This is a genomic window from Chitinolyticbacter meiyuanensis (genome assembly GCF_008033135.1).
GTDB lineage: Bacteria > Pseudomonadota > Gammaproteobacteria > Burkholderiales > Chitinibacteraceae > Chitinolyticbacter > Chitinolyticbacter meiyuanensis.
The window spans coordinates 3147280-3164026 of the sequence record NZ_CP041335.1; the positions used below are offsets into that span (position 1 = coordinate 3147280).

Sequence of the window (16747 nt, forward strand, 5' to 3'; positions counted from 1 at the left end):
CCGGGTTTCTGTTGTGTACCGCGCACGGTCAGATGTACTGGAACAGGCTCAGCCCTTGCACCTTGGAGAAGCTGGTACGGGCCGCCTCGAGCAGCGTCTGGTTCTGTGCGAAATCGCTGATCGCCTGCGCCCAGTCCAGATCCTGCAGCTTGGTCAGCGTCTGGCTGTACTGCAGGTTGATGTCCTCGTTGGTACTGCGCACCGATTCGGTCTCGTTCATGCGCGAGCCGATCGAGGCCTGCGTGGTCAGCACGTTGTCGAGCGAGTTCGACAGGTTGGAAATCACGTTGTTGAGCTGGTTCTGGAACGTGGCCTGGCCGGTACCGGTGCCATCGGTCTTGTAGCTCTTCAATGCGGTCGAGAGGTCAGCCAGCACGGTGAACACATCGCGATTGGTGCTGGCATCCAGTGAGAAGGTGTCGCCGGTCTTGGGCGTGCCCTCGATGCTGGCCTTCACACCAAAATCCCAGCCTGCGATCAGCGGCGTGGTTTCGCCGGGCAACTGGCGGAATTCGATGTCGCCGCCGCTGGTGTAAGTCCGTGGAAACGGGTTGACACCGGGGGTGACCGGGCGGGCGCCGCCGTTGTAGTCGTAGCCATCGACCATCGAGAAGTTGTAGTTCGGGTTGGCCGAGCCATCCGGCAAGGTGGCCCGATCATCGATGATGTCGTAGTTGATGATCGGATCGCCGGTGGGGTCGGCCGGATCCGGAATCGAATAAAACTCGACGCGGAAATCCTGCACATTGGCCGCGTTAGCCCACTTGGTGGGATCGAGCACCTCGCCCACACTGATGATGCCCGAGCCGGTATTGGCCACGTTGGCGCCGGTGGCGAAGGTCTTGTTACCGTTCTTGATCTGCTGGAACACCTGCGAGCCGGCTTCCGACACCGGGATCGCGCGCGAATCGGAGATCTGCACCTTGCGCTGGCCCTGGTCACCGTTGTAGGTGACGTTGCCGAAGCTGGTTTCGGTGAATGGCTTGGTATCGCCGCGGAACCCCGAGAACAGATAGGTGCCCTCGCCATCGGTGCCATTCACCAGGCCCAGCAGTTCCTGGTAACGGCCTTGCAGCTCGGTCTCCAGGATGGACTTCTCGTTGGCCGTCAGCGTCGGGTTGCCGGCATTGATCGCCAGCTGCTGCACGTTCTGGATCAGCGTGGTGACCTGCTGCAGCGTCGATTCGGTCATGCGCAACGCCGAATCGGCGCTGTCGGTATTGGTGATGTACTGCTCGTTCTTCGATTGCGCCTGCGTCACGGACAACGCGCGCGCCGAGGCGATCGGGTCATCGGCCGGCGTCAGGATGCGGCGACCGGTCGAGAGCTGGTTCTGCAGCTTGGCCTGGTCGGCCAGGTGCTTTTGCAACCCGGACACGCCCAGGCTGTAGATGGTTGAAGTCGCGACACGCATGATTCTCTACTCCTCAGCCTTACGCGATATTGGCGATCTGATCGAACGCTTCCTGCGCGATCTGGATCACCTTGCTGGCCGCCACGTAGGCTTGCTGGTAACGCAGCAGGTTGGCCGCCTCTTCATCGAGGTTCACGCCCGCGACATTTTCACGGGCCGTTTCCGCCTGCTCGAGCACGATGTCCTGTGCCTTGGACATCACGGTGGCTTCATTGGTTTGAATGCCGATGGTCGACACCATCTGCCCATACGCTTCCTGGTAGGTGGAGGTGCCACCATTCAGCAAGCGGTTGCTTTGCAATGCGCCAAGCGCCAGTGCATTGCGGTTATCGGCCGTTCCGGCGACATTTGCAGCCACCGAGATCGAATCGCCGACCGCCGGCTTGCCGTCGAGCTTCATGCTCCAGCCGTTGAACGACAACGTCATGCCGGCGGTGTAGGTCTGCGGCGCGCTGGTCACGCCCGTCACCGTATCGGTGATGGTGAAGGTGTTTGCAGTGGTGAACTGGATGGTCACCGGGTTCTTCAGCGCCGGGTTGATCGCCGCACCCGTGGTCGAGGTCGACGGCGTGTCGACCACCGGCTGGGTGATGGTCAGGTTGCCGGTGTTGCTGGTGGCCAGCGTGCCGGTGATCGGCGCGGCAGCAGCAACATTGCGCGGATCGGTGATCGCTACTTCCAAGCCACGCACCATGCCTTCCAGCGGCTTGATGGTGAAGCGATCGCCAGCATTCATCGTACCGCTCTGGATATTGATCGCCAGCCCGTCGACGCTGACCGCACCAGCGGCCACCTGGGCCGGCGTGAACACCGTCTGCTGCCGGTCGGACAAGCGGGTCACCACGTACTGCGCGCCGTCGAAGGCGAATTCGTAGTTGCTGGTGGTGAGCTGGCCGATGTCGCTGATATAGCCGCCGACCTGGGCATTGCCGGTGTTCTGGGTGTTGCTGTTCACGAGGCCCAGGGCCGGCGGGAACGACAGCGAGGTACCACCTACGCCGGACGGGGCGCCCGCAGTGAGCTGCACGGTGACGCCCAGCGCCGAGTAGCCGGCAGCCATCTGCGCCGGCGTGATGTTGGCGGTCTGATTGTCCGACAGCCGGGTCAGGATGTACTGCGCGCCATCGTAATCGATCGCGTAATCGGTAGTCGGAATCGCGTTGGCCGCGACCGACACATTGATGGTGGCGCCGTTGAGCGTGGTATTGAACGAATTGGCGGCTGGGAACTTGAAGAAATCGGTGCCCAGATTGCCGTAGAGATCCTGGCCGGCGCTGTGCTGCATGTTGAAGCTCTGCGCAAAGCCGAGCGCCACCTGCGCCAGGCTGTTGCGTGCCAGGTCCAGTGACTGCGAACGGTATTCCAGCAGGCCCTGCAGCTTGCCGCCGGTGATCTGGTTCTCCGGCAGGTAGACCGTATTGCCGTTCATCTTGTACACCACGGAAAGCCGTGCCGGGTCTTCGCGCGACGGCTCGGCGGCGAGCTCGAAGCTGTTGCCACCGACCACCAGGTTCTGGCCACTGCCGATGAACACGTTCAGCGAGCCATCGCTTTGCTGGATGGTGGTCGCCTTCACGAAGGTGTTGAGTTCCTTTACCAACTGGTCACGCTGGTCGAGCAGGTCGTTAGGCGGCTGGCCCGAAGCGGCCTGCACAGTGATCTGGTTGTTCAGCGTGGCGATCTGCTTGCCCAGTGCATTGATGCTGCCCACCGTATCGGAGATTTCGCCGTTCAGATTGGACAGGCTTTCCGACAGGCGCTGGTCGAACACCTGGAAGCGGCTCACCAACGTCTGTGCGGCAGCGATCAGCGCCGAGCGCGACGGGGTATCGGACGGCTTGGTCGAGACGTTCTGCACGGCGCTGAAGAAATCCTGCAGCGCCGGCGAAACGCCCGCCGTGGGATCGGCAACGATGTTGTCGATCTCCTGCAGGTGCGACAGGTAGCTTTCCAGGTAGCTGGCGCTGGCCTGGGCAGTCTGCACCTGGCGGGTGAGGAACTGGTCGTACACGCGCTGCACGCTGTCGACCTTCACACCGAGGCCGGTAAAGCCACTGCCGGTGAGCTGCGGATACGGCGCGCTCTGCTTGAGGTACTGGCGCGAATAGCCGGGGGTATTGGCGTTCGAGATGTTGTGGCCGGTGGCAATCAGGCCCAGGTTGGCCGCATTGAGGCCGGAAACGCCGATGCTGAAAACGCTCGATCCCATGATGGACTCCAGTCGCTACGCCGTCGCTCACGCGAGCTCGGCGTTCGCACTCACAAATCGGTTGATGACGGCAGCCACGCCGGCGAACTTGCGGGCATAGGCCGGATCGGTGGCATAGCCACCGGCCTGCAGCGCAGCGCCAAAGCCCGCGGCATTGCCGCCTTGGTCCAGCGCGCCCTTGTAGCGGCGCCGGATCAGGCTGGCGTAATCGTTGAATGCAGCCTCGTAGCTGTCGTAGGCGCGGAAGGTCTCAACGCGCTTCTGCGGCATGCCGTTCACGTATTCGGTGGTGGTCACATCTACGGTGCGGCCTTGCCAATCCGGCGTGGCCTTGATGCCGAACAGGTTGTGGCTGTCGTTGCCGGCCGTATCGCGGATCGGCTTCTTGCCCCAGCCGGTTTCCAGCGCCGCATGTGCCAGCAGCAATTGCGAGGACACGCCCAGCTGTTCGGCCGCCGCATCGGCGGCACCGCCCAGCCTGGAGATGAAGCCCGAGACGCCGTCCTTGCCGGCGGCAGCTTTTGCCGTTTCGGCAGATTTCGCCGCCAGTGCCTGATAAGCCTGGGCTGCGGCAAACGGCTGTTCGAACAGCTTCATGCCTTTGCCGGTGGACTGGCGCAGCAGCGCCGGATTGGACTGCACCTCGATCTGGCGCAGGATGGAATCGGCCAGCCCGGTGGTGCCGGCACGCGCCATGGTCTGGGCCAGCTGCTGGTCGTACATGCCACGGAACAGGTCGGTGCTGGAGCTGGCGAACTCGTCGTAGCTGGGCGTGGCCTCGCGCATCGACTTGATCATCTGCTGTACCAGCAGCGATTCGAACTGGCGCGCGACCTCGCGGCTCGCGGCCTTGGCATCCTGCTTGGCCAGCGTGCGCAGGCCGTCGGCGCTACGCACATCGGCAGCGAAATCGCGGAGGGTCTGGTTGGCGTTGGTGGTGAGCATTGCTGCGGCACTCGGCGTAGGGTTGCCACTACTTCAGCAAGACCCGTGCCAGAACAAAACTGCAGCCCAGCAATGGAAAACGGCGCCGTAGCGCCGTTCCGTCAACTCGACACAACCGGGATCAGATGATTTCGAGCTGGGCGCGCAGGCTGCCGGCCGCCTTCATCGCCTGCAGGATGGCGAGCAGATCCTGCGGGGTGGCGCCCACGGCGTTGAGCGCGCGCACCACATCGCGCAGGTTGGAGGCCTTCGGCAGCCGCACCACGCCGCCGCTGTCCTGCTGGATGCTGATGTCGGCGTTCTGCACGCCCACCGTGTTGCCGGTGGCGAGGGCGTTGGGCTGCGACACCTGATTGTTGGCGGCGATCGTCACCGTGAGGTTGCCGTGCGAGATCGCGCAAGGGTCGACAGTGACGGCCTGGTTCATCACCACCGAGCCGGTCCGGGCATTGATGATGACCTTGGGCGCCGCCTCCGGCGTATTGACGTCGATGTTCTCCAGTCGGGAGAGGAAGGCGACGCGCTGGTTGTTGTCGAACGGCGCGCGCACCTGGATCACCCGGCCATCGAGCGCGGCAGCCACCGGGCCCAGCGCACCATTGATCGCGGTGACCACGCGGCTGGCAGTGGTGAAATCGGTCTGCAGCAATTCCAGCTGCACGAACTCGCCCTGCCCCAGCGCGTTCGGCACCGAGCGCTCAACGGTGGCGCCGGCCGGGATGCGACCGGTGGCGAGCTGGTTGATCTGGGTGCTGGACCCGGCCGCTGCGGCACCGGCACCGGCCACCACCACATTGCCCTGGGCCATCGCATAGATCTGGCCATCGGCGCCCTTCAGCGGCGACAGGATCAGCGTGCCGCCGCGCAGACTCTTGGCGTTACCGATCGACGACACGGTCACATCGAGCGGCTGGCCCGGCCGGGCAAAGGCCGGCAGCGTGGTGGTCACGGTCACGGCGGCGACGTTCTTCAGCTGCAGGTTGTTGCCGTTGGGCACCTGGATACCGAGGTTGCCCAGCATGTTGATCACCGATTGCACGGTGAACGGGGTCTGCGTGGTCTGGTCGCCGCTGCCGTCAAGGCCAACGACCAGGCCATAGCCGACCAGCTGGTTGGGCCGCACGCCGGCAAAACTTGCCAGGTCGCGGATCTTTTCCGCGTGGGCGCCCGCGGCGCCAAGCAGCAAGGTCAGGGCCAGGATCAGCCGTCGCATGGTCATTTCCTCAGAACGGGCTCACGATTTGGAAGAAGCGCTGCAGCCAGCCCATGGTATTGGCTTCGGCGATGTAACCGCGGCCCACCTGCTCGATCCGCGCGTCCGCCACCTTGGTCGACGAGATGGTATTGCCGGCCTGGATGTCGAACGGGTTGACGATGCCGGTGAAGCGCAGCGTGTTGTTCTGGCCATTGATCGAGATCTGGCGATCACCACCGACAACCAAGTTGCCGTTGGGCAGCACCTCGACCACGGTCACGGCAATGGTGCCGCGGAAGGTGTTGGTGTTGTTGGTATCGCCCTTGCCCTCGAAGGTATTCGAAGTATCGGCGCCGACCCCGGTCGGGCGTGCGATGAACTTCTCGAAGTAATCCGGGAACAGCGGCAGATCGCCGGTGGTCTGGAAGTTCAGGCTGCCGCTGCGGTTGCTGCTGCTGTCCGAGCTGTTGGAGGCCGTGAGGTTCTCCTCGACCCGGATGGTCAGCAGATCGCCGACCATGCGCGCCACCCGCTCTTCGAACAGGTTGCGGGCATTGCCGGCCTGGAAGATGGCGCCCTGGTTCTGCGTCGGCAGCAGCGGCTGCGATGGGCGGGCGGAGGTCGGCTGACTGACGATGGTCTGCGGTTGCAGCGCACACGCCGACAGCAACACGGCGGCGCAGGCGATGACGAGGCGTTGCATCATGGCGACGATTCCGGTGATCACAGCTGCGTGAGGCGCTGCAGCATTTCATCCGAGGTGCGGATGGCACGCGAGTTGATTTCGAACGCGCGCTGCGCCTGGATCATGTTGATCAGCTCCTCGGTCACGTTGACGTTGGACGTCTCCACATAACCTTGGTTGATGGCCCCCAGACCGTTGGTACCCGGCTGGCCGACCACCGGCGCACCAGACGCGGCCGTTTCCAGGAACAGGTTCTCGCCGATGGCCTGCAGGCCCGGCGGGTTGATGAAGGTAGCCAGCTGGATATTGCCCAGCTGTACCGGTGCCGCCGCATCATTGTTGACGATGGCGGTCACCGTGCCGTCCTTGCCGATCGACAGCTTGGTGGTGCCGGCCGGTACCTGCAGCGCCGGCTGGATCTGGTAGCCGCTGGACGTGACCACGTTGCCCTGGCTGTCGACCTGGAAGCCGCCGTCGCGGGTGTAGGCGGTGGTACCGTCCGGCAAGGCGATCTGGAAGAAGCCCTCGCCGTTGATCGCCATGTCGAGCGTGCCGTCGGTGAGCTGCAGGTTGCCCTGGATGAAGATGCGCGCGGTGGCGACCGGCTTCACGCCGGTACCGAGCTGCAGGCCAGTGGGCAGCTGGGTCTGCTGGCTGGTCGAGGCCCCCGGCTGGCGCATGTTCTGGTACAGCAGATCCTCGAAGATCAGCCGCTCGCGCTTGAAGCCGTTGGTATTGACGTTGGCGAGGTTGTGCGAGATGACATCGACGTTCATCTGCATCGCGTCCATGCCGGTCTTGGAAATCCACAGCGAGCGCATCATGGCATTGGTTCCTCGGGTTCTTCTGGCGCGTTAGATCGCGCTCATGGTCAGCAGTTGCGAAACGGCGCGGGCATTGGCATCCGCGGTCTGCAACAGCCGGACCTGGGTATCGTAATGGCGTTGCGCGGCGATCATGTCGACCAGCGCATCAACGGAATTTACATTGCTCGATTCAAGCGATCCGGCGTTGAGCCGCACATTGGCATCGACCTGGGCCGGCTCGCCGCTGCGCTGGCGATACAGGCCGTCGTAGCCGCGATCAAGTGTGGTGAGATCGGGGTTGACCAGCTTGAGCCGGCCGATCTCGTTGCTCTGTGCCGGGTTGTTCACGTCGGTACCGGTGACCGTGCCATCCTTGGCAATGGTCACCCGGTTGTTTTCCGGCACGGTGATCGGGCCGTTCTCGCCCAGCACCGTCAGGCCATTGCGGGTCTTCAACAGACCCGTGGCATCGATCTCGAAGCTGCCGTTGCGGGTATAGGCCTCGCCAGTGCCGGTCTGCACCGCCAGCCAGCCATCGCCTTCCACCGCCACATCCAGATCGCGCCCGGTCTGCTGCAGGATGCCCGGCGAGAAATCGGAGCCGGTGCTCTGCTCCACCACGAAGGCACGGGTCGGCAGCGTGTTGCCACCGCCAATCACCGGCACCGCGCGAAAGCTCTCCAGTTGAGCCCGGAATCCCGGAGTGCTCACGTTGGCGAGATTGTGCGCGATGGCCTCCTGGCGGTAGGCGCTGTGCTTGGCGCCATTCATCGCGGTGTAGATCAGGCGATCCATATGCTAGTCGGCCCGGCTTACAGGTTGACGATGGTCTGCAGGATGGTGTCCTGCGCCTGGATGGTCTGCGCATTGGCCTGGTAGGTGCGTTGCGCGACGATCAAGTTGACGAGTTCGGCGGTCAGATCGACGTTGGCATCCTCGACCGCCGCCGACTGCAGCAGGCCCAGATCAGTGGTGCCCGGGTCGCCGACGCGCGGCTGTCCCGATTCGAAGGTCTCGGCCCAGCGGTTGTCGCCCAGCGGCTGCAGGCCCTGCGCGTTGGTGAAGTTGGCCAGCACGATCTGGCCGATCACCTTGGTCTGGCTGTTCGAATACTGGGCAAGGATGGTGCCGTCCTTGGCAATCGACATGCCGGTCAGCACGCCGTCGGCATAGCCGTCCTGGCGCAGCGTGTTCACGCCGAAGTCGCTGCCGAACTGGGTGGAGCCAGCGAAATTCACGTTGAAGCTGAATGGGCTGGTCGCGCCGTTGGGAGCAACCAGGTTGGTGCTGAACACGAAGTTGGCGGCGCTGTCCGGGCGGGCCACTTCCGGCGTGGCCGGGTTGGCATCATCGTCATAAGTGGTGCTGAGCTGGCCGTTGCCATCGAAATACAGATAGCCCTGCGTCAACGCGCCGGTGCCATCCGGATCGGCAGGCACCGGGGCTGCGCCGTCGAACGAGGTCTGCACTTCCCACTGGTTCACGCCGACCTTGGAGAAGAAGAACTGCAGCGTGTGGCGCACGCCCTGGGCATCGTAGACATCCGCCGAAGTCGAGTGGGTGTAGGTCGATGCATCGCTGATGTTGAGCGGGCCGACGCCGGTAGGCGGCGCGGTACGATCAAGGATGGGCGAGGCAGCGTCGAGGTTGGCACCCAGCTGCACGCCAGAGTTGGACAGACCCGATGCGCCGGTGGCGCGCGCACCGACGTTGCTCACCGTCACCTGCAGCGGCTGCGGCTGCCCGCCCTTGATCAGCGTGCCGGTCACCGGATCGGCCAGCCAGCCGGTCAGTGTCTGGCTGCCGTTGACGATATAGCCTTGGCGATCGAGCTGGAACTGGCCGTTGCGGGTATAGGTGACCGCGCCCGACGGATCGAGCACACGGAAGAAACCATTGCCGGTGATGGCGATGTCCAGCGGATTGTTGGTGGTGGTGATGTTGCCCTGGCCGAACTGCTGGGCGATGTCCTTCACCCGCACGCCGATCCCGGCAATGTTGCCGGACGAGGCGAAGGTTGCCGCGAACACGTCGGCGAATTCGGCACGCGAGTTCTTGAAGCCCACGGTGTTGGCGTTGGCGATGTTGTTACCGATCACATCGAGGTTCTTCGATGCAGCGTTCAGGCCGCTCAGCCCCTGTTGGAAACCCATTTCTCTTCTCCTGGCATTGCCGCGCAGTGCACGGCGCCGATTACATGACCTGAACGATGTCCTCGAACTTCACCTTGCTGCCGCCGGCCAGGTTGACGTTCACGCCTTCCTTGCCGAATTCGACGCTCTTCACCGTCTGCCAGCCATTAACCGTCAGCGCGATTTCCTTGCCATCGCCATTCAAGCCCTTGGCCACGATGTAGTAGTCACCGGCCGGAGCAACGGTGCCGTCGGCAAGCTTGCCGTTCCACTCGATCGGCAGTTGCTCGCCGGGCTTGGCGGTGCCGGCCATCTGGTCGACCACCTTGCCGTTCTTGTCGATGATGGCGATGGCGACCTGCGACACGTTGTCCGGCACGGTGACGCTGGCCTCGACTTCCTTGGTGCCGTCGAAGGCGAACTTCTCCTGCGGCGCCATGGCTTGTTTGCCGACCAGCGCAGCGGCCTGCATGCTCTGCGAGGCGCCGTAGGACGACAGCAGCGTCGCCATGGTGGTGTTGAGCTTCTCGATGCCGGTCACCGTGTTGATCTGCGCGATCTGGCTGGTCATCTCGGCGTTTTCCATCGGATTCATCGGATCCTGGCTTTGCAGCTGCTTGACCAGCAGCTTGAGGAAGCGGTCCTGCGCCTCCTGCATGTCCGTGGTCTTGCTCGACTCGTTCTGGTTGATCTTGCTGTAGTCGAAATCGGTCTTGCTGGTCGCGGCGTTGGTATACATGTCTCGTTACTCCGGTCAGGACTGGCCAAGCTGCAAGGTGCGCATCATCAGCGTCTTGGCGGTATTCATCACGTCGGCGTTGGTCTGGTAGGCCCGAGAGGCCGACAGCATGTTGGTCATTTCCTCGACCACGTTGACGTTCGGCATGGCGATGTAGCCATTGGCATCCGCCAGCGGATTCTTCGGGTCGTACACCAGCTTCGGGGGGGCCTGATCCTCGATCACCGCGGCCACCTGCACGCCGGGCATGTGCGAGGCCGCGCTGGTCATGGCGGTCTGGAACACCACCTGGCGGGCACGGTACGGCTGGCCGTTGGAGCTGGTGGCCGATTCCGCGTTGGCCAAGTTGCTCGCCACCGCGTTGAGCCGGGCCGACTGCGCGCGCAGTGCGGAGGAAGCGATATCGAAAGTACCGAACAGCGACATGGTCTATCCGCCCTTACTGGTTCTGCATCGCGCCGCGCAGGCCTTCGATGCGACGTTGCATGAAGGTGATGGCAGCCTGGTAGCGGATCGCGTTGTCGGCGAACTCGCGCATTTCGGTATCCATCTCGACCGTATTGCCATCGATCGAGGCTTGGTATGGGTTGCGGTACAGCAACTCCGGCGACAGCGGGTCGACCTGGGTCTTCGGCTGCAGGTGGCGTGCGTCGGTCGCCTTCAGTGCATCGGCCGGCTTGCCGGACACCGCCGCCTCATAGGCCGTGCGGAAGTCGAAATCGCGCGCCTTGTACTGCGGGGTATCGGCGTTGGCGATATTCGACGCAATCACTTCCTGGCGGCGTGCGCGCAGCGACAGCGCGGTTTCCTGAGGGGCGAAGTAGCTTTCGATACGACTGAGCATGGCGGCTGTGAGTAGCATGCGATAAGGATGCCTCTACTTAAGCAGGAAGCGTGCCATCGCAACCATCCAGCAGCGGCGCGGGTTGCGCTGCCCTACAGTGATGCAAGCGGCGCTGCCGGCGGCAAGCTTTGCCGCCCGGAAACGACAACGGCCGCACAGGGCGGCCGTTGCAGGCGTGATTGGAATATCAGTGCCTTTTCTGCTTCGGGCACTGGTCGCATGGTTTGCTACACACCTTGTCGAGCGACTGGGCCAGCGAACAGACCGAACGCCGGCAGGCCACAAAGCGGATCTTTTCCTCGTTGGCCAGATCGCGGTAGTGCCGCATCACGTTGTGCCCGAGGAAATCGGTGAAGAGGATGATCAGATCCACGCCCTTCAAGCTTGCCGGCTTGCGCTGGTGCGCAGCATGGCGACCGGAAACGTGCTTGTGGATGGCGATGCCATATTGCGACAGCAGATCAGGAATGTTGCCGAGCACGTCGGCGCCGACCAGGTATGCATTCATCGAGAACGTTTCCAGTGTGGATTGGCGAATTGCCCGTACCGGCAGTACGGTCATCAATATTGAGAGTGATTCTCATTTAAATACGAATGATTTGCAAGCCGAATTCCGATGAAAGGTAGGCGACACCAAGGCATCAGCTGATGTACGTTAAACAATCGTTTTATTCATTGCGATTAAGAAAAGCCATCACAGCGACTTCCTGGCAGTGCCTTCGTCGCCAGCCCTTGTCCGCGGTCAAGCGGGCCGGGGCGCACAGCGGCTAGGGTTGGACTGGGCGCCAAGGCGCCCTTGCCGACGACAAGGGCCGATCACGGCCCGGCGGGCAGAGCAAACGCGGTTCGCCGCGAACGGGCACCGATGACGGTGCCCTGGTCCAACAGGGAGGTAGACCGATGTTGATCGTTGTCGCCGCAGACACCCACGCGGGCGAGCGCCGCGTCGCGGCCACGCCGGAAACGGTGAAGAAATGGGTGAAGCAAGGCCACCGCGTGCGTATCGCCACCGGCGCCGGGCTGGATGCCGCCATTCCGGATGCTGCCTACGCCGAAGCCGGCGCCGAGCTAGCCGGCGGCCCGGCACTGTATGCCGGTGCCGAGCTGGTGCTGCAGGTGCGCGCGCCGCAGGCCGACGGACTGGCACAGTTGCCGGATGGCTGCACGCTGGTCGCGCTGTTCGATGCCCATCGCTACGCGCCGCGGCAATGGCTGGCCGACAAGCGCCTCACCGCGTTCGCGCTGGAGCGCATCCCGCGTACCACCCGCGCCCAGGCCATGGACGTGCTGTCGTCGCAGGCCAATGTCGCCGGCTACCGCGCCGTGCTCAAAGCAGTGCAGTACTACCCGCGCTTCATGCCGATGTTCATGACCGCCGCCGGCACCGTGAAGCCGGCGCGTGTGCTGATCCTCGGCGTCGGCGTGGCCGGCCTGCAGGCGATCGCCACCGCCAAGCGACTCGGCGCCGTGGTCGAGGCCTTCGACGTGCGCCCGGCCACGCGCGAGCAGGTGGAATCGCTGGGCGCGCGCTTCATCGAGGTGCCGACCGATCCGGCCCAAGCCACCGAAACCACCAGCGGCTACGCCAGCGAGATGTCGGCCGACTACCAAGCCAGGCAAGCCGCGCTGATCGCCGAGCGCGCGCGCGAAGCCGACATCGTCATCACCACCGCCCAGATCCCCGGCAAACCGGCGCCGCTGCTGCTGCCCGCCACTGTGGTCGACGCGATGAAGCGCGGCAGCGTGGTGGTCGACCTGGCAGTGGACAGCGGCGGCAACTGCCCGCTATCCCGGCCCGACGAAGCCTTCGTCACCGTGCACGGCGTGACCGTGGTCGGCGCCGGCCAGTTGGCGGCAGAACTTGCCGCCGACGCCTCCGCGCTGTTCGCCCGCAACGTGGCGACATTCTGCGCGCTGCTGACCGACGCGGACGGTCGCCTCGCCCCCGACTTCGCCGACGACATCGTCGCCGCCACCTGCATCGCCCATGCCGGCGAGCTCAAGCCCCTGTGATCGCGGAGCCCATCATGAATACCCCACTCGTTGCCTCGGCAGTGGCCGAGCTGCCCCAGCAGGCGGCCGTCGTGGCCGCCCATGCCGGCGTCGACCCGGTGATTGCCAGCCTCACCGTGTTCGTCCTGGCAATTTTCGTCGGCTACCACGTGGTCTGGAACGTCACCCCCGCGCTGCATACGCCGTTGATGGCGGTGACCAATGCCGTCAGCGGCATCATCATCGTCGGCGCGCTGCTGCAGGTGGTCGACATCGGTGGCGCCAGCATCACGTTCACCAGCGTGCTCGGTGCCATCGCAGTGTTCCTGGCCAGCATCAACATCTTCGGCGGTTTCCTCGTCACCCAGCGCATGCTGCAGATGTTCAAGAAGAAGGAGCGCTGAGATGCAGAACGTCTACGCGCTGCTCTATCTTGTCGCCGCTGTGCTGTTCATCCTGGCACTGCGCGGCCTCTCCTCCCCGGTCTCGGCCCGTCGCGGCAATCTCTACGGCATGGCCGGCATGGGCATTGCGGTGCTGACCACGCTGGCGCTGGCTGCAAGCCCGGTGTGGTGGCTGATTGCGAGTGCCGTGGCCGCCGGTGGCGCGATCGGCGCCTGGCGCGCCCGCACCGTGGCGATGACCGCGATGCCGGAGCTCGTTGCCGCCATGCACTCGCTGGTGGGGCTTGCCGCCGTGCTGATCGCCATCGCCGCGATCTATCACAGCGGGGTCCATCACACGCCAGTACAGCAGGTGGAGCTATTCATTGGCGCGTTCATCGGCGCCATCACCTTCACCGCCTCGGTGGTGGCATGGGGCAAGCTCTCGGGCCGCTTCGCCGCCAAACCGGTGCGCTTTGCCGGCCAGCACCTGATCAACCTCGCCGTCGCGCTCGCGATGCTTGGCTTCGGCATCGCCTACTTCATCAGCGACAGCCATGCGGCCTTCCTGATGATGGTGGCGCTGGCGCTGATCCTGGGCGTGCTGCTGATCGTGCCCATCGGCGGCGCCGACATGCCCGTGGTGGTGTCGATGCTCAACTCGTATTCGGGCTGGGCCGCAGCCGGCATCGGCTTCACGCTGGACAACCCGGTGCTGATCATCGCCGGCGCATGCGTCGGAGCGTCCGGCGCCATCCTCAGCACCATCATGTGCCGCGCGATGAACCGCTCGCTGGTCTCGGTGCTGCTGGGCGGCTTCGGCACGCAGGACAGTGCCAGCGGCGGTAGCAATGGCAGCGAGAAGAGCTACAAGTCCGGCAGCCCGGAAGACGCGGCCTTTCTGATGGGCAATGCCGAGAGCGTGGTCATCGTGCCGGGCTATGGCCTGGCGGTGTCGCGCGCACAGCACGCGCTCAACGAGCTGGCGGAACTGCTGGAAGCACGCGGCGTGAAGGTACGCTACGCGATCCATCCGGTGGCCGGCCGTATGCCGGGCCATATGAACGTGCTGCTCGCCGAGGCCGAAGTACCGTACGACAAGGTGCTGGAGATGGAGGAGATCAACAATGAGTTCGTCACCACCGACGTGGTGCTGGTGATCGGCGCCAACGACGTGGTGAACCCGGCCGCCAAGAGCGATCCGGCCAGCCCGATCTACGGCATGCCCATTCTCGAAGCGCACAAGGCCCGCACGGTGCTGGTAGTGAAGCGGTCGATGAACGCGGGCTACGCCGGGCTCGACAACGATCTCTTCTATCTCGACAAGACGATGATGGTGTTCGGGGATGCCAAGAAGGTCGTGGAAGGCATGCTGCAGTCCGTTCATTGATGTATTCCGGGTGCCGGCTTGCATGCTGGCGCCCGCAACAAGCGGTGCGGCGTGTCGTTTAACTATTCATGACCGAGGAATCGGCGCACAACGCCTTGACTTCCGGCGCGCGGCCAGCCAAACCGGCTAGACGATAACCCGCTCGCATACGTCATGAAAAAAGCACTCACACTATTGTTGTTCACCCTCAGCTGCTGGCTGACGCTCGCCCAGGCGGAAGAATCGGCACCGACGCCCGCTCCAGCCCAACCCGCTACCGTGGTGGTGCTGAACCGCGAGGTCGCAACGCTGCGGGTTTCAATATTCGGCTATAGCCCGGCCCAGCGGGTGCGGGCAGCCGAGCAACGCATCGACCAGATGCTGAATAGCGCCTCACCCGGCAAGCTGCACGCCCGGATCGATGCCCAAGGCGCCGTAATCGAGCACGACAACACCATGCTGTTCACCATCCTGCCGCAGGACGTGGACAAGCTGGCCGGCGACACGGTACAAGCGGCGGCCAAGCGGGCCGAGCTGGCCCTGATCGCCGCGATCGCCGATGCCCAGGCGTTCCGCAAGCCCGCGGACTACGCCTGGGCAGCTGCACGCGCCGTGCTCGCGACGATGGTGGCCGGCTTCGCCTTCCTGCTGCTGGCCAAGGGTTGGCGCTGGTGGCGGCAGCGCGCCCTGGTCCTGCTACTGGGTGCGTCGCGCAAGTTTGCGGCCGGCCCCTTCACGGTCACACCCGGCATCGTGCAGCAGACACTGCATTGGCTCGGCATTGTGCTGATGTGGCCGGTGATGCTGCTGCTGTCCTACACGTGGATCTCCTTCGTGCTGGGGCAGTTTCCCCACACCCGCATCTGGTCCGAACAGCTCGACCGGCGTGTGATCGATTTCCTCGGCGACATGATGGCCTCGGTGCTTGATGCCTTGCCTGGGCTCGCCATCGCCGTGTTCATCGTACTGCTCACACGCTGGATCACCCGCAGTATCAACTTCACGTTCCGCCGTATCGAAAGCGGCCAGTTGCAGATCGACTGGTTCGACGCCGATACCGCCTCGACCACGCGGCGCTTGCTGGTGTGCCTCTCCTGGCTGATCGCCTTGGCCATGGTCTACCCCTACCTGCCCGGCGCCAATACCGAGGCGTTCAAGGGCTTGTCGGTGATGGTCGGCCTGATGGTGTCGCTGGGTGCTTCCAGCGTGGTCGGCCAGTTCGCCAGCGGGCTGATCCTGATCTACAGCCGTTCGCTCAAGGTGGGTGAATACGTGAAGATCGCCGACCAGGAAGGCACGGTGGCCGAGATCGGCCTCTTTGCCACCAAGGTGCATACCAACCTGCGCGAGGAGATCAGCATTCCCAACTCGGTACTGGTCAACCAGAGCGTGCAGAACTACAGCCGGCTCGCTACCGGCGGCGGCGTCATCGTCTCGGTGGTGATGACCATCGGCTACGACACGCCGTGGCGGCAGGTCGAGGCCATGATGCTGGAAGGCGCCAAGCGCACCACCGGCATCCTTCCCATGCCCGCCCCCGTGGTGTTCCAGACCGCGCTTGCTGATTTCTACGTTGAATACAGCCTGCGCGTCGCTTTGTCCGAACCACGCCGCCGGTTGCAGATCCTGAACGAGTTGCACGGCCACCTGCAGGACGTGTTCAACGAATACGGCGTACAGATCATGAGCCCCAACTACGAAGCAGATCCCGACCATCCCAAGCTGGTGAAGCCCGATGACTTCTACCCCGCTCCGGCTCAAAAACCCGCGGGGCAGAACCAAGCGTGAACGAGGCCACATCCGGGTTCAGCCTGCCAGCTGGCATCCTGCTGCTCGCCGTCGTGGTGACGGTGACGTTGAGTCGGTGGCTGCCAGTCTGGCTGCTCAGCGGCCTCGCCGTGGTGATCGCCTGCAGCGCGGCGCTGGCGTTGCAGGCGGCGATCCGGCAACACCGCCCGGCGCGTGCCCACGCGGTGACGGATGCCGAAGCACTCGGGCTCGAAGCCATGCCTGAGGCAACCGACGACGACTGAG

17 protein-coding genes are annotated in these 16747 nt (G+C 64.1%); 5 read left to right on the forward strand and 12 right to left on the reverse strand.

From position 1 onward, the window contains the following. Positions 1–28: 28 nt before the first annotated feature. From flgL to FLM21_RS14980, 12 genes are all read right to left on the reverse strand, one after another. Positions 29–1414 carry a flagellar hook-associated protein FlgL gene (flgL, locus tag FLM21_RS14925; protein ID WP_148716331.1) on the reverse strand — a complete coding sequence of 462 codons (1386 nt, stop codon included), beginning with the start codon at positions 1412–1414 and terminating at the stop codon, positions 29–31. A gap of 19 nt (positions 1415–1433) precedes the next feature. Beyond that, the gene (gene flgK / locus FLM21_RS14930) at positions 1434–3623 is read right to left on the reverse strand and encodes a flagellar hook-associated protein FlgK (RefSeq protein ID WP_148716332.1); all 2190 of its coding nucleotides are present in this window, start codon (positions 3621–3623) and stop codon (positions 1434–1436) included. Positions 3624–3650: 27 nt separating this feature from the next. After that, positions 3651–4568: a flagellar assembly peptidoglycan hydrolase FlgJ gene (gene flgJ, locus FLM21_RS14935; protein ID WP_148716333.1), complete on the reverse strand. Its 918-nt coding sequence runs from the start codon at positions 4566–4568 to the stop codon at positions 3651–3653. Between the two features lie 121 nt (positions 4569–4689). Then, on the reverse strand, positions 4690–5781 hold the full coding sequence (locus tag FLM21_RS14940; RefSeq protein ID WP_148716334.1) for a flagellar basal body P-ring protein FlgI: 1092 nt from the start codon (positions 5779–5781) through the stop codon (positions 4690–4692). A gap of 10 nt (positions 5782–5791) precedes the next feature. Then, positions 5792–6469, reverse strand: a complete 678-nt coding sequence (locus FLM21_RS14945) for a flagellar basal body L-ring protein FlgH (protein WP_246120740.1) — start codon at positions 6467–6469, stop codon at positions 5792–5794. A 17-nt stretch (positions 6470–6486) separates the two neighbouring features. Then, the gene (flgG, locus tag FLM21_RS14950) at positions 6487–7272 is read right to left on the reverse strand and encodes a flagellar basal-body rod protein FlgG (protein WP_148716335.1); all 786 of its coding nucleotides are present in this window, start codon (positions 7270–7272) and stop codon (positions 6487–6489) included. Positions 7273–7302: 30 nt separating this feature from the next. Beyond that, positions 7303–8049, reverse strand: coding sequence for a flagellar basal-body rod protein FlgF (gene flgF / locus FLM21_RS14955; RefSeq protein ID WP_148716336.1), 747 nt, complete (start codon positions 8047–8049; stop codon positions 7303–7305). A 17-nt stretch (positions 8050–8066) separates the two neighbouring features. After that, entirely contained in the window at positions 8067–9407 is a 1341-nt protein-coding gene (flgE, locus tag FLM21_RS14960) for a flagellar hook protein FlgE (RefSeq protein WP_148716337.1), read from the reverse strand. Positions 9408–9447: 40 nt separating this feature from the next. Then, entirely contained in the window at positions 9448–10125 is a 678-nt protein-coding gene (locus FLM21_RS14965) for a flagellar hook assembly protein FlgD (RefSeq protein ID WP_148716338.1), read from the reverse strand. A 15-nt stretch (positions 10126–10140) separates the two neighbouring features. Further along, positions 10141–10551, reverse strand: a complete 411-nt coding sequence (gene flgC / locus FLM21_RS14970) for a flagellar basal body rod protein FlgC (protein WP_148716339.1) — start codon at positions 10549–10551, stop codon at positions 10141–10143. Positions 10552–10564: 13 nt separating this feature from the next. Next, positions 10565–10987 carry a flagellar basal body rod protein FlgB gene (flgB, locus tag FLM21_RS14975; protein WP_246120741.1) on the reverse strand — a complete coding sequence of 141 codons (423 nt, stop codon included), beginning with the start codon at positions 10985–10987 and terminating at the stop codon, positions 10565–10567. A gap of 169 nt (positions 10988–11156) precedes the next feature. Continuing rightward, entirely contained in the window at positions 11157–11531 is a 375-nt protein-coding gene (locus tag FLM21_RS14980; RefSeq protein WP_308418773.1) for a DUF2325 domain-containing protein, read from the reverse strand. A gap of 338 nt (positions 11532–11869) precedes the next feature. Here FLM21_RS14980 and FLM21_RS14985 point away from each other — a divergent pair, with 338 nt between their 5' ends. The 5 genes from FLM21_RS14985 to FLM21_RS15005 all read left to right on the forward strand — a co-directional run bounded on the left by FLM21_RS14985 (position 11870) and on the right by FLM21_RS15005 (position 16746). Continuing rightward, a complete protein-coding gene (locus tag FLM21_RS14985) occupies positions 11870–12982 on the forward strand; it encodes a Re/Si-specific NAD(P)(+) transhydrogenase subunit alpha (protein ID WP_148716340.1) in 1113 nt (370 codons plus the stop codon). Positions 12983–12996: 14 nt separating this feature from the next. Continuing rightward, entirely contained in the window at positions 12997–13365 is a 369-nt protein-coding gene (locus tag FLM21_RS14990; protein ID WP_148716341.1) for a proton-translocating transhydrogenase family protein, read from the forward strand. 1 nt (position 13366) lies between these two features. After that, a complete protein-coding gene (locus FLM21_RS14995) occupies positions 13367–14734 on the forward strand; it encodes an NAD(P)(+) transhydrogenase (Re/Si-specific) subunit beta (RefSeq protein ID WP_148716342.1) in 1368 nt (455 codons plus the stop codon). A gap of 153 nt (positions 14735–14887) precedes the next feature. Next, on the forward strand, positions 14888–16501 hold the full coding sequence (locus FLM21_RS15000; protein WP_148716343.1) for a mechanosensitive ion channel family protein: 1614 nt from the start codon (positions 14888–14890) through the stop codon (positions 16499–16501). Continuing rightward, positions 16498–16746, forward strand: coding sequence for a hypothetical protein (locus tag FLM21_RS15005; RefSeq protein WP_148716344.1), 249 nt, complete (start codon positions 16498–16500; stop codon positions 16744–16746). Before FLM21_RS15000 ends, FLM21_RS15005 begins: the two co-directional genes overlap by 4 nt. Position 16747: the final 1 nt, after the last annotated feature.